Consider the following 13,116-nt stretch of genomic DNA (forward strand, 5'->3'; position numbering starts at 1 on the left):
ACTGAAAGATATTCATCAAACGACCAAGTAATCTCTTTGATTTAGGTCAAATGACACACTATCGAAACTATATTAGGTGATATCACCCTATTCCGCTTGAAGCTTGCACGGCAAGTAACCACTAAGAGGTAAACGAGAGATACCTATTTATAAGTGGTCTCGATCAAAGTAAATTACCGAAAATCTACTATGCGTATTCAGTTGTCGGCCGTCAGGATAAATTTTATTTATTTAAACGAGAGGTGAGCGCTCAATTGAAGACGGCTGGTTACTCAAGCAGGTCGCGCATTTTTGCGGCAAGTTCCACAGGGGAAATCCCATGTGCGAATTTGGTAATGAATCGACCCTGCGGATCGAGCAGATAGAGACTGGCGGTATGATCCATAAGGTAGAGACCAGCCCCCCCTGACGCCTCCTCTACCCGCTCGTATCTCGCTTTGAACTGACTGGCAACCCGCTCAATCATTTCTGGGGAACCGGTAACGCCAATCAACCTTTCGTCGTAATACTCGACATAGTTTTTCATTACCGCAACAGTATCCCTCTGCGGATCGATGGTGATGAAATAGGGCTGAAAGTGGTCGGATTTAGCGCCCAGTTCATTCAGCGCCTGGAATAGAATCTGCAATGAGGTCGGACAGATATCCGGACAGTAGGTATAGCCAAAATAGACAACCGCAAACTTACCCAGCATGCTCTCATTACTCACCAACCTGCCCAGATGGTCAGTGAGCAGAAACGTCCCTCTACCGATGCCCTCGGTGGCGTGTAGCCTCTCCTGTTGCGCAGCACTCCTTGCCTGCTTCGCTCGCACCATGTCAGCATTCAGACAGCGTTTTATCTCATCCGTGTTATGTTCCATGAGTGTGAAATAGAGATCTGGACCAGGTGGCAAGCCAATTCCGAAGCTGTTCAGAATACCATGATTGATATCACTCTCCTGAGTCAGTAGTGCAAGGTGTTGATTTGGGAAACCAAGCTCCGATAACAGACAGACCGCCTCGCCGGCAACGATCCTCTCGCGTACCCGCAGCAACCCTTTGGCATCGGCGTGTTGTGTCGGCAAACCTGTCAGCCAATCCAGAACTTTAAGGGCATACGCCTGCTCAAAATATTGCAGGGTGTCATGATACTGAATGCCCAATCCCGCCTTCATCCCCCGATAGCCATACTCATACTCCCGATCGATGCGGGCCAGCCGGGCCAATACGGTCTGCCGGTTACGCTCATAGACATGTGCTCGTTTTGCGTCCATCTGCTGCAGCAGACTAGCCAGATCGTTCAACATAATCATCAGGTTACGATTATCCAGCCAGAAGTGGGGATCACGCTGTTGCGGCTGATGACGAGACGGCAATACCTTCAGACCTGAATGGGACAGCAGCTCGATGACCTCGGTATTGCTGCCCAACTGGCGTATGGTCTCGACAAGTGACGCCTCCAGCTCCGGACCGACCCAGAACAGCAGATCGGCTTGCTGCATACGTAACCGCTGATCCGGCGACGGGGTGAACTGATGGGGTAATTGGCTATCGTCGATCAGCAGTTCAGGTCTACCGACCCCAACCATCAGGCCCGCCACGATGGAATGCAGTGGCTTGATCGTCACCACAACCCGAAACTCATCCTGATCTTCTGCAGCCCCCCCCGTGAGCGGCCAGAAGACCGCGATAAGCAGTACCAACAATGGGATCAGGGGATATTTTTCGATATTACTCATTACCTTGGATATACCGCATTGAGATTATCCAGTGCCATATCAACCTGTTGATTGAAAGTATCCGTTGCAGGACAGGTACGCTTCTCGTTGATGAATGCCATAAAGCTCTTGTTGGTCTGGTAATCGAACAACTCTCCCAATTGCCGCTGTTTTGGCAGTGCCAGCACCAAGGCCTGTTTGATCCGTTGTGTCTGATCAAGCCTGCCGCAATGCAGAGCGACACCATTCAAACTCCCCAGTGCACGAATGGCAGTCAACTGGTCATCACTCGCCGCTTCCACCCGGACCACGCCGAACAGAATGGACAATAGCATCAGAATACGCGGAATCATGAGCATCTTTTCAGATCCTTAACTAGGGCCTGTTAACACGAATCCTACCTGGTGCAAGCAGAATTCAAACCATCCGTCTGTTGCCGGATCTTACAGAGTCTTGCCGGACGCAGGCACATCTCCGATTTGGACAGATTTTGCGTTGATGAACTATTAAACCTCAAGCTGAGGTATAGGGATTTGATAGATATCAAGCTACCGATAGTTCTGCCCCCCAGTGTTTGGGGATATTTTCAACTATTACAACCAGTTATGGTTCACTGAATAAAACCTGGGAAATCATCGCCAACCCCTGTGGCCCCGCTCAGATCGACAGACTGTACCCGGGCATTGACAAATCGTACACCCTTAAGGTTCGCTTCCCTGAAAAGTGTCTCGGTCAGGGCCACCCCATTCAGCAGCGAGCCGCTCAAATCCGCCTGGGAAAAATCCGCCTGCTCCAAAGCCGCGCCGGTCAACACAACCTGTCGTAACTTCGCCCTTCTGAGGGTACTGCCAATCAGAACGGCCCTCATCATAAACGCCCGGTCAAATAGAGAATCGTCCAGCTGGCTCTCCTCCATTGAAATATCTTTCATATTTGCATTGGAAAAATTGGCGCCAGAAGCATTCGCTTCATTGATACTGGCGCCAAAAAGATAGGCGTTGGTGAAATCCGCCTGTTTGAGCGAGGTTTCATCGAAATTGGTGTGGAATAGATCAGCATCTGAGAAATCGGCATTGTCTGCCTTGCAACCGGACAGCATCGCCCACTTCAGATCGGATTTGGCCAAGTCTGCCTGGGAAAGGTTGCAGTCAATCAGTTTGGCATTTTGAAAATTGACGCCACTCAACCGACTTCCCTGCAGATCGACACCGGTGAGATCCCGGCCGCTGAAATCACAATGGGTATAGTCATGCCGGGGGAGCGGCTTGTTGCAATTCCCCATTGGCATGGTCTGAGAGGTCTTCTCAGCGTGTGATTGTGATGACACGATCAACAGCAGGGAGAGCACGATATGCTTAATCACCTTTCCTCCAACAGAGAAGCGACAATGGTAATAGCCTACACTCATTCACCGACTATAGGCAGGCGGACGATTTTTGAAAAGGTAGAAGACAATGACAGGAAACCTGTACAACAGAGCGTAATCGAAGCTTATCCATTTCAAGCAATCCTGATTAACAATGGTTCAACCAGTTAATCCACAACCACCCGGCCACCCCATGATGATTCTCGATCACCTTAATTCGCAAATCCCTTGCTTGATGCCATGACGAAGAAAGAGAGTTACGCAAATCAATGCTACAGGATAGAATGGTGCCACTTTCGAGAAATGCTACCTCAGCGTCAGAATTTGGCATTGAGTTTTCTATAACATACAACAGCAACATCACTGGCTGACTTACTACAGGACATCAGTCTCTTTCGGGAATGTTTTAATGATAAACAGCACTGTTTTACGAACAATCATGCTCACTCTGCTGATAACCCCAGGGCTAAGCATCGCGGAGGAGAAACCTCTCTGGGAAGCCGGCATTGGCATAGGGGCGATGAGCTTTCCGGCCTATCGCGGTTCTGACAAGACGCACAACTTTCTACTGCCTGTTCCCTACTTCGTCTATCACGGTGATTTTCTCAAGGCTGACCGGCACGGCATCCGCGGTAGCCTGTTCGATTCGGAGCTGGTTGATCTGACACTGAGTTTTTCCGCTTCACCACCAACCAACAGCGACGATATCAATGCCCGCGAGGGAATGCCCGACCTCAAAACCACCTTTGAATTCGGCCCCCAGATCGACCTCACCCTATGGCGCAACGAGAACCGGACACGTTCACTTAGACTGCGTATGCCTGCCCGCGCCGCTTTTACAGTTGAACGCTCATCAGAGTCCATCGGCTGGGTCTTCTCACCCAGACTCAATCTGGATATCACCGACCTGCCGGCACTGCCGGGTTGGAATCTTGGCTTTGTCGCCGGGCCAATCTATGCCACTGAGGATCAACACGACTATTTCTACGGAGTCGATCCCCAATATGCGACCAGTGAGCGACCGGCCTATCAAACCAGTGGGGGTTACAGTGGCAGTCAGTTTCTATTCACCCTATCCAAACGCTTTGAGCGCACCTGGGTTGGCGCATTTGTCCGTTATGACACTCTGAGTGATGCCGTCTTCGAAGATAGCCCTCTGCTCACCGAGGATAGCTTTGCAGCAATCGGGGTAGCCGTGAGCTGGGTGATCAGTGAATCGAAGACGCGGGTCAATGTGGAAAACTACTGATAACCGGCCACTGGCACAACCCTTGTCTGCCAGAAATAATCTGATACCTTAGGCTCTCAGCTTGGGTAGATTTGCAGGCTCACCTTAACAGACCCTAGGCTCCATTAAATATAAGATAGAGGCGGATACAGACCATAGCGACAATAAGAAAGGATTTTGACTCCTACAAAATCTGGCAATACAGCGGTCATAAACATGAGGCCGTAATCTATTGTTTCCATGACAACGTCAGAATCGGCGAACTGATATTCCACAAGGATGACGTCAAACCACCTCAGAACAGACTGCAATCAGACAAACCAGTCATCCATTTTCCGATTAGTCGATTCAACGACATCATCTCAATCCTCAGACATGAAAAAACACTCTGCCTGTTTCTCAACCTGGAGAAACTGATCGGCATGGTCGCCACCTCTGAGCATGAGCCGATTGGTGATGAAGAGGGTTGATCAAGAATCCCGGCTGTGGCAAGGCCAAATATCGGCCAACTCTCTAACCCGAAAAATTTGCTATTAAGCTGTTAAGGCAGCAAACATCCGATCCTTCTGATCCATTCGACGGAACACGACGACACTGACTGCAAACGCCCCTATCGAAGGAACCTCCTGGATACTCACATCAAGAGTAGGTCTTTTGAAGACAAATAATTAAGCAGCTCTTAATAATCCTGAGCTAGCTTGACCATGTTGTCCCGCCACGCGGCCTCGTATGCGGATGGCAGTTTCAATCCACTCTATTGAGCTAGCCATCCATGCCACATACAGTCGCATCAACCTTAGGGATCAACCAAAAACAATCAATATAACAGGGAGATAAGGATGAGATCATATCCAAGTCAAAAAGCGGCAAAGCACATCATTGCCAGCCTATTCCTCTCTACCTCCATCACCGCGACCAATCTGGCGATCGCACAGGATGGGGAGCCTGATGGCAACAGATACTATCTGGAGCGTTTCTATCAACAGGACATCAGTGCTGCCAAAGCCTATTTAGGTATGCTGGGAAAACTTAAAGAGCAACGTGAAGATGATGATTCGGAAAAAGAGGATGAAGATGAAAAAATCACCATCATCGATGTCAGAGATGCCACTGAATATCGTATGGGTCATCCTAAAAAAGCCATTCACATGCCATACCCAAGGATCTACAGAGAGTGTGCCGACAACCTGAGGACGGAAGATGGTGCCTGCGCCAGTGGTACGGTCTATCAGGTACGACAGGATCCGGAGAGCCTGTTTTTACAGATTGAAGAGAAAATCGAAGACAAGCAAACACCGATCGCCACGCTGTGCCGAACCGGCTTTCGCAGCGTGCTTGTGGCAAACATTATCTCCAAGCCAACGACAATCTGCGATCTTAAAGGCTATACCGGTAGTGAATATGATGATTGCTTTGCCACTTACCAGGATAGAGGCTATGAAAATGTCTCTAATATCTGGCAGGGATTCGTCGGTCAACCCATGGCTGGGATCATCAGCTCCAGCGGCAGTCGCTACGTTGTCGGCGATGATCAGACATTAACAGATCTGACCCTTGCTGACGGTTCCATGGCAAAGGGCTTTATCGCCTATGACCTCGATTTGAATAATGACGGCACCATTAGCAGTGATGACAAGGATGGATGGCGCTACCACCAAAGCCTGCCATATACGACCAAGATGAAAAGAAAATTGATCAACGCAGAAGCTGACGCGATGGGCTATTACGACCTACCCTGACTAAAAAACCCACCTGGATCACCGTTCGATTCAGGTGGGTTGAAACTCGTGATCAAGACAGGCTGACCAGAGTATCAAAACCTTCAGTTATAACACTTGTATCTTCTTCCGGAACCAAGATACAGGTGACTGTCGTAACAGTTTTTACGACGCATCTTCTTTCTCATCTTTTTGCGTAACGAATCGATACTGCCCTGTTCATAACCATCTTCATAGCCATGACGATCACCCTTTCTGGTACCTTTTCTGTAGCCCTTTTCATAACCGACTTTGTAACCGCGTATGTACTCTTTTTCATCGAATGACCTTTTCGAGTGCGTGCCGTAGTATCTATCCTTGCCATCACGGTAGCCCTCACGATAGCTGCGTTTGTACGCCTTGACATAGCCATCTTCCAAACCATCGCTATAACCAGCGTCATAACCTTGTTCATAGGCATTGCTCATTGCCGAAGATGTGCCGACGTAAAAGAGAAGGATCAATGTTGAGAAAGTAATCGCTGCTGCATGTTTCATTGTTAGCTCCATCATTGTGTCTGTACTATGGAGCTTAAGGGAGGGCGTATTAACGGAAGCTGAACGAGATTTCGCACCCCGAAATGGAAAACAGACCTTCAGAATGAACCAACAAGGGGCTGTCAGCTGGCCTCATTGTACTGGTCAGCGATCAGACGAACACCGAGTTGTTGCAAATCCAATAGACACCAGCGGGGTCAATGCCCCTGGTGAGAACCGATACCTGACCAGAGACTGGTTAGAGAAAGACCCGTTTGAACGAATCAACAGCTACAACGCCGACAAGCATGACAAGCAATAGAACCGCCAGCTTGGAAAGACTGGGAATCGGCCGCGTAGCGCGCAGAAATCCCGGACCAGCCTGTCTGCAAACGCCAGCCACAAGAGAGGTCAAACCGGGTATATGGTAGTAGGCGGTGATATTGGAGATTTCACAGGGCAGGGTAAATTCCAGCAAGCCGTAGTGGTAAATGTAACCAAACAGCTCAGGTGCAGGCATTGAACCGATTGCCCCCCACGGCCTGGACAGTGACACAGCCTCCCCCAACCTCCAGGGTAAGATAGCCGCTCCCGGTCACCTCTGGCAGCAAGTTGACATTCAACCGGCGACTTTAGGCGGTACCATCATGATTGCCCATTGAAGTGACCTTCAATACCGGCGACGACGTGAAGTTAATAGTCACTATCTTAAAAATGGACAAACCGAGAGAATGTAATCTCCTATCACTCGTACAAAGGCCACACCGAACTACCTACCGAGAGTAGCTTAATATGAATTAATATCCTAATAAACAGGCTATTATGGATTCCAAGTCGAGTTACCAATCTCGTCTTGATAACTGAGGTGGTAAATGGATTACATACCCCCACAATGGGTAGTCAAAATTATCGAGCTATCTAACGACCACACAGCCTCTGAGCAAAACGATTTTCAGGAAGTGGTGTGTACTCATCCGAACAGAATGGTTGGAATCGTCAACCAGTCCGAGTGTTCTGAATAACCCCTAGCCCGAGAATCTGATGTAATGACTTTATATAGAGTCCATCTGTAGTACTGTAAGTAACTTGAGAACATTGTTGATTAATTCCTTCCATGCCTAACCCTTCCAATTGCCTGTGCGTGAGAATGAGTTCATTCGTCTCGATCCAACACGCTTATCTGAGATTGATATTTTACGATCTGAAAACGTTTGACGGTTGAACGGTTGTGGATTAAGGGTGAGAGGATAGACGGTAAATCATAATTCTGATTAGATAACCCGCTGATTTATGTGTACACATTAACTGATTACTGTTCAACTGAAATCTATCTGTCATATTAGCGTCATCCTCAACCATTATCGTTGATAGAATTATAATTATTTAGTATGGAAAACAATATGAACAAACTTACACTGCTATCTCTTCTGATTTGTACTTCTGTTAGCACACAGGTCTTAGGCGAATCTGTCATTGTTTATGATGAGAGTTCTCTTCAGGATGCATTTCAACAAGCCTCCTACAATCCGGAGATCGATGAGATCGTGTTTAAAAAATATTCCCACATCAGCTTGAGTGCTCCGGCCATCTATAGGGGAGAACAATCCATTACCCTGGTCGGTAAGGGATCTACCATCGATGGTTCAAACGCTGGAAGTTTTGTACTGGATTCCAATCTTACAGCCGCAACGGAAGACGCTACGTTGATATTCGATACTGCCGGTGAGGTGAAGATCAAGAACCTCAAGGTAATCAACAGCGCCACCAGAGGCATTGTGATAAACGTTCCTGCCGATGCTTCTGGTGATGATGTCTCAGTAAACCTTGACCGAGTCACCATTTCTCATTCCGCTCTCTATGGTTTACACGTCGATGATAATGCCGATGCCTTTGATGACGGTAGATCCGGTTCTGCATTGGGTATTGAGTTAAAGTTGACCCGTTGTACATTTGAGTACAATGGTACCGGCGCGATAGATTTTGATGGCGTTCGGGTCGATGAGAGAAGTCATGGTGATATCTACGCCTTTATCTCCAACACTACCATTGACAACAACGGTGGTGACGGCATTGAACTGGATGAAGCTGGAGATGGAAATGTAGAAGTTTACATGAATCGAGTCTCTCTCAACGACAATGGCTTCTACAACGAGGAAGATCTGGACGATGGATTTGATATCGACGAAGCTGATGATGGCAATATAGAGGCAATCTTGACCAACCTGGTCGTCAACAACAATAAGGACGAAGGTTTGGATTTTGATGAAGCCGGTGATGGCAATATTGAAGCCAAATTTAAACGCGTTAGCGCTTTTAACAATAATGATGAGGCAATCAAATTAGATGAAGAAGATGCCGGAGACATAGAAGCCAAACTCAAAAGAGTCGATGTTGACGCGAGTGGTGATGACGGTATTCAATTCACAGAACTTGGAGAAGGTAAAATAGAAACCGTCCTCAAATCCGTTAGCGCCACCAATAACAAAAAGTATGGCATCAAGATCGAGCAGTGGCTTGTGGAAGATGAGGAGGAACATGCCGAAGACGCAGGTTCAATGACACTGAAAAGAGTTGACATCACAGGAAATGGCAAGGGTGACGAAATAAAAACCAATAATATTGAAAGGAACTAATATCAATCTGAGCGATGCACAGTATTCAATAACATTTTGATGCTGTGCATCAATTTTAAATTCTTGACAGCTGACGCTAGCTGTTCTTGTCAAACTGCACTTTGTAAACCCAACCAAGGAGATTGAACGAAGTGCAACCCCCTCGCGTACATTGCTCTGGCATTTAAAGAGACACCACATATCGCTGCCAAACCTGACAAAGTCAGGATATGCCAACCGTATCATCACCCTCGGAACGCCAATCCAGTGTAGTAGTAAAACTACCCATATTTGTATAGGGTATCTGGTTATTTGATCGCCAGGCTCCCCTATACTTCATTTTTCAATAACTTAAGTACTATCTCAGTCGCGACTGCAGTAGTAACATAAGGCTCATCGTGCTATTACTAGTGATCAAGACCCCGATTTGACTGACATTGAATAGAGGCAAGACGCTTTCCCAATGGTCTTGAATATTAACCTGTAGCTGGCCGGGCACCGGTGTCGGTTATTATGCTAGAACAATTTCTCTGTACCCATTTAGAACAACTGGCCTGGTTTCTCAGCTGAAGTATTATCGACATGTTTAACACTTTTGATTTTTTGAAGTTAGTCCTTGATACAATAACTGACCATATCGCTGTTATTGATGATCAGGGAACCATTGTTTACGTCAATAAATCATGGATCGATTTTGGATTATCAAATGGAATATCTCAGGATACCGAGTGGATAGGCGTCAACTATTTTGACGCTTGTACTCCCCTGGAGGAATCCGAGGAAATGAGCGTAAGAAGCGGCATTGAAGATGTAATCACTGAAAAAAGCCGGTCTTTTTACCATGAATACCCGTGTCATTCCTCCGCTGAAAAACGCTGGTTTCAGATGCGGGTCCACGCACTTGAATTTAATAACTCGCGAATTGTCATCATTGATCATAGCAATATAACGGAACGCAAAATTGCTGAGGATCAGGCCTTATATCTCTCAAGAACCGATAGCTTGACCGGTCTTTCCAACCGCCGTCATTTCGATGATTTCCTGAGTGATGAGTGGAAGCGCTGTATTCGCTCACAAATGCCCATCACATTGGCCATGATCGATATCGACTTCTTTAAACACCTCAACGATTCACTCGGGCATCATGCCGGTGACGAGAGCCTTGAAACCATAAGCGAGATATTGAAAGAGTTCGCCAAGAGACCCAGTGATGTTTGTGCTCGCTATGGCGGGGATGAATTTGTGATTGCTTATGGAAACTCAGCCATGGATGAATCTCTGGTATTGATGCTGAAGTTGATGGACACAATTCGTAAAAAAGAGATTCCAAACCCCGATTCACCTATCAGCAGCACTATTACGGTATCCATCGGCCTGGCTACAGCATATCCAGGCATAGACTCCACCGAAGAAGAGATAATCAAAGCCGCTGACACGCTACTCTATAAAGCCAAGGATGGTGGTCGAGACCATATTGAATTTGCCACTATCTGATCAACAGCGTGAGTCTACGTATCGAGCAGACAGTGTATTTATTCAGCATTCAGAAGTCACTCAATCAGTCTGGCCTGGATACTCTTTGATATACAGATCCTGTTTCGAGTAAGGTATCTCAATACCCTCCTCGAGAAACATTTTATAGATTGTACTATTCAGGCTGTCGATGACTCTGCCTCTCAACTCAGGGTTGTCAACCCAACACAACAGCTCAAAATCCAAGGATGAAGCCCCGAAAGTGCGGAATCTCACTCTGGGATCCGGGTCATCACAAACTGCATCGTTTTCATCCGCAATTTTGAGTAGAATTCTTTTCACCTCGTCAATATCGACACCATAGGCAACTCCGACTGACACCCTTATTCTGTATTTGGGATAGGGACCACCAGACTCATTGACCACTTTTGAGTTCCCCATAATTGCATTGGGAATGGTCACCTCAACATCATCCCTGGTTAACAATCGGGTACTTCGGATACCAATACTCGTCACCTTCCCTCTTAGCCCTGTCCCATCATCCAGAACAATGTAGTCACCTATTTTATAAGGCGTATCCGCCATGATAAAAACCCCGGAAAAGAGATTCGCCAAGGTATCCTTAGCCGCAAAACCAACGGCTATACCGATGATACCAGCGGATGCCAACCAGGCTGTCATATCGATATGCCAGGCCTGAAAGATGAAATAGACCGCAAAGATGAAAAAAGTAATCGCGAATAGATTAGTAAAAAGCGGAAGTGTTTGAGGTCGAATCACAGCATGATCACTAGCCCGACTACTGGCAACCTGGAGCAGCAGTTTTGACAATCGTATTGCAAACAGCATCCAGAGAAAAACCAGTACCGAAGTAACCGCTGACAACAGTATACTGTTTATTTGATCTCCCAGCGAAGAAACCGTCGTTGCCACCAGCAAACCAATAAGCGTTACTGTCCAGAACAGCGGCGCTTTTAGCATGATGATAATTTTATCGTCAACATGGCTCGTGGTTTTTGCCGCCAACCGACGTATGATCGGTAGAAAAACCCAGGTGAGGAGTTTTGCAATGAGGATAAAAAAAAGAAAGATCAGGATACCCTTTACCCAGGGGTAACCTCCAAAGATCGCCATTACCGGATCAAGAATCTCTGGTGCGTCGATAATATCAACCAACCCCTCGACGCTGTCATTAATCGGTGAATCCGCGATTCCTATCTCTTCCGCTTCAGAGGCTTGTTGATCGTTCTCTGGCATTTCATCACCTTATCCACTCTATGTAATTAAGGTGAAGTTATATACAGGTTTAGTCGGTTTTTCAAATAACCGAAACGCTTCAGCTTTCTAGGTTGGAGACTGAAAACATTGCAAAATCAGGACATTTTAACCCATTCCCAATGAGAATCTTGCATTATTCCTAAATCCTGGTGAGTGTAAAAAATCGTAACTTGTTCGATCCAGAGCTGCAGTCTGTGTAACTCATGATAATCCCTGCTTGCAGTTGATCGCCAATGACATTTTTTCTTCGATAGCCGTTAACAGCGCATACCTTTTTCTGTACATGGATCGTTTTCTGGCAACGATCAGATGATACGGCTTTCTCGCCGGACGCACAGAGAGCTTATAAAAGCCGTCTTGACAGCAATGCCCACCCCGCTCCTCCCATACCTGATCGTACTCCAGGCTCCTTACTTCCGCTTTGTTTTTCAAAAGATAAAAATAGTGATTATGCTGATGCTCATCTCCCTGCACGGCATATATCCAATCAATGCCAAACTGCTTGCAAAACATTTGAAATAGCTCAACCATCAGGTCACGAGGCCTTACACCATAGAGTTTTTTTGTTATATGCCTATAGATGTCTGTCACATGATTCATCCGCCTACCCTGGATCGCACCAACAAAAGCGACCAACCTATTGGATTGAAACTTTGATAGGGAGAAGGCGATTGAAAATAGCCGCTCTTCACGAATGTAAATATTCAATACCAACATCCCCTCTCTCAGGAATAGTCCTCCTTTATCGAGCACAAGCCGCATACCCGGATAGTGCTCATCCAAATCAACCACCTCTTTTCGCTCATACCTACCAAAATCCAAAAAGCCGGCTGCTTCTCCAATCGAGGTAAAGTGACTGTGCAAGGCTTCCAAACGTTTGACCAACCCCCAGCTGGCACACTGATAGGGCCAAAAGACACTGGGAAAGGCTTCCGGATGATTCTTCAACAGGAACTTCAATTGATCGTAATTTTTTTTTGACAGCCGCATAACTTCCTTAAGGTTAAGAATAACCATCAGGAAATAGGCGATGCGGGATTTGAAGTAGCCATATTTAAGTGGACTCAACTGCGATTTACGCTTCGCAGAGTCTATCGTCATAGCATTCGACAACGTGTACAGAAACACAATCTTATCCATAAGAATCATCCCTATTAGCTTCAATTGAATTTGAGGCTTTTGTCGAACAGGAATAATCTGGTTAGTGCAAACAGTTCCTGTCAAACA

At 46.7% G+C, this 13,116-nt stretch carries 11 protein-coding genes; 4 read left to right on the forward strand and 7 right to left on the reverse strand.

The window, feature by feature from the left end:
* Positions 1-268 precede the first annotated feature (268 nt).
* From AC4IE8_RS05485 to AC4IE8_RS05495, 3 genes are all read right to left on the reverse strand, one after another.
* Positions 269-1,720: a metal ABC transporter solute-binding protein, Zn/Mn family gene (locus AC4IE8_RS05485; protein ID WP_068990187.1), complete on the reverse strand. Its 1,452-nt coding sequence runs from the start codon at positions 1,718-1,720 to the stop codon at positions 269-271.
* On the reverse strand, positions 1,720-2,058 hold the full coding sequence (locus AC4IE8_RS05490; RefSeq protein ID WP_490790508.1) for a hypothetical protein: 339 nt from the start codon (positions 2,056-2,058) through the stop codon (positions 1,720-1,722). Before AC4IE8_RS05490 ends, AC4IE8_RS05485 begins: the two co-directional genes overlap by 1 nt.
* Before the next feature lie 251 nt (positions 2,059-2,309).
* Entirely contained in the window at positions 2,310-3,062 is a 753-nt protein-coding gene (locus AC4IE8_RS05495; RefSeq protein ID WP_071891799.1) for a pentapeptide repeat-containing protein, read from the reverse strand.
* Positions 3,063-3,474: 412 nt separating this feature from the next.
* Between AC4IE8_RS05495 and AC4IE8_RS05500 the strand changes: the two genes are divergently transcribed.
* Together AC4IE8_RS05500 and AC4IE8_RS05505 are read left to right on the forward strand one after the other, a co-directional pair.
* A complete protein-coding gene (locus tag AC4IE8_RS05500; protein WP_068990185.1) occupies positions 3,475-4,314 on the forward strand; it encodes a MipA/OmpV family protein in 840 nt (279 codons plus the stop codon).
* Between the two features lie 818 nt (positions 4,315-5,132).
* Positions 5,133-6,032: a rhodanese-like domain-containing protein gene (locus AC4IE8_RS05505; protein WP_068990179.1), complete on the forward strand. Its 900-nt coding sequence runs from the start codon at positions 5,133-5,135 to the stop codon at positions 6,030-6,032.
* 83 nt (positions 6,033-6,115) lie between these two features.
* On the opposite strand, the gene AC4IE8_RS05510 is transcribed toward AC4IE8_RS05505, so the two are convergent.
* A complete protein-coding gene (locus AC4IE8_RS05510) occupies positions 6,116-6,547 on the reverse strand; it encodes a hypothetical protein (RefSeq protein WP_490790509.1) in 432 nt (143 codons plus the stop codon).
* 238 nt (positions 6,548-6,785) lie between these two features.
* Positions 6,786-7,046, reverse strand: coding sequence for a hypothetical protein (locus AC4IE8_RS05515; RefSeq protein WP_490790510.1), 261 nt, complete (start codon positions 7,044-7,046; stop codon positions 6,786-6,788).
* 880 nt (positions 7,047-7,926) lie between these two features.
* Between AC4IE8_RS05515 and AC4IE8_RS05520 the strand changes: the two genes are divergently transcribed.
* Both AC4IE8_RS05520 and AC4IE8_RS05525 read left to right on the forward strand, forming a co-directional pair.
* Positions 7,927-9,159 carry a right-handed parallel beta-helix repeat-containing protein gene (locus AC4IE8_RS05520; protein ID WP_490790511.1) on the forward strand — a complete coding sequence of 411 codons (1,233 nt, stop codon included), beginning with the start codon at positions 7,927-7,929 and terminating at the stop codon, positions 9,157-9,159.
* 561 nt (positions 9,160-9,720) lie between these two features.
* Positions 9,721-10,632, forward strand: coding sequence for a sensor domain-containing diguanylate cyclase (locus tag AC4IE8_RS05525; RefSeq protein WP_068990164.1), 912 nt, complete (start codon positions 9,721-9,723; stop codon positions 10,630-10,632).
* A gap of 60 nt (positions 10,633-10,692) precedes the next feature.
* Here the strand turns inward: AC4IE8_RS05525 and AC4IE8_RS05530 are convergent, their stop codons facing one another.
* Together AC4IE8_RS05530 and AC4IE8_RS05535 are read right to left on the reverse strand one after the other, a co-directional pair.
* Positions 10,693-11,868: a mechanosensitive ion channel family protein gene (locus AC4IE8_RS05530; protein WP_083226008.1), complete on the reverse strand. Its 1,176-nt coding sequence runs from the start codon at positions 11,866-11,868 to the stop codon at positions 10,693-10,695.
* 222 nt (positions 11,869-12,090) lie between these two features.
* Positions 12,091-13,029 (reverse strand): DUF535 family protein, encoded by a 939-nt coding sequence (locus tag AC4IE8_RS05535; RefSeq protein WP_490790512.1) that lies wholly within the window; start codon positions 13,027-13,029, stop codon positions 12,091-12,093.
* Between the last annotated feature and the right edge of the window lie 87 nt (positions 13,030-13,116).

The sequence above is a fragment of the Candidatus Thiodiazotropha sp. AKAK2 genome, from assembly GCF_058244685.1.

Excerpts from the sequence above, each read along its gene's own strand:
- AC4IE8_RS05485 (WP_068990187.1), bottom strand. The coding sequence starts at position 1,720 with ATGAGTAATATCGAAAAATATCCCCTGATCCCATTGTTGGTACTGCTT.
- AC4IE8_RS05525 (WP_068990164.1), top strand. The coding sequence starts at position 9,721 with ATGTTTAACACTTTTGATTTTTTGAAGTTAGTCCTTGATACAATAACT.
- AC4IE8_RS05500 (WP_068990185.1), top strand. The coding sequence starts at position 3,475 with ATGATAAACAGCACTGTTTTACGAACAATCATGCTCACTCTGCTGATA.
- AC4IE8_RS05535 (WP_490790512.1), bottom strand. The coding sequence starts at position 13,029 with ATGGATAAGATTGTGTTTCTGTACACGTTGTCGAATGCTATGACGATA.
- AC4IE8_RS05510 (WP_490790509.1), bottom strand. The coding sequence starts at position 6,547 with ATGAAACATGCAGCAGCGATTACTTTCTCAACATTGATCCTTCTCTTT.
- AC4IE8_RS05530 (WP_083226008.1), bottom strand. The coding sequence starts at position 11,868 with ATGCCAGAGAACGATCAACAAGCCTCTGAAGCGGAAGAGATAGGAATC.
- AC4IE8_RS05505 (WP_068990179.1), top strand. The coding sequence starts at position 5,133 with ATGAGATCATATCCAAGTCAAAAAGCGGCAAAGCACATCATTGCCAGC.
- AC4IE8_RS05515 (WP_490790510.1), bottom strand. The coding sequence starts at position 7,046 with ATGCCTGCACCTGAGCTGTTTGGTTACATTTACCACTACGGCTTGCTG.
- AC4IE8_RS05520 (WP_490790511.1), top strand. The coding sequence starts at position 7,927 with ATGAACAAACTTACACTGCTATCTCTTCTGATTTGTACTTCTGTTAGC.
- AC4IE8_RS05490 (WP_490790508.1), bottom strand. The coding sequence starts at position 2,058 with ATGCTCATGATTCCGCGTATTCTGATGCTATTGTCCATTCTGTTCGGC.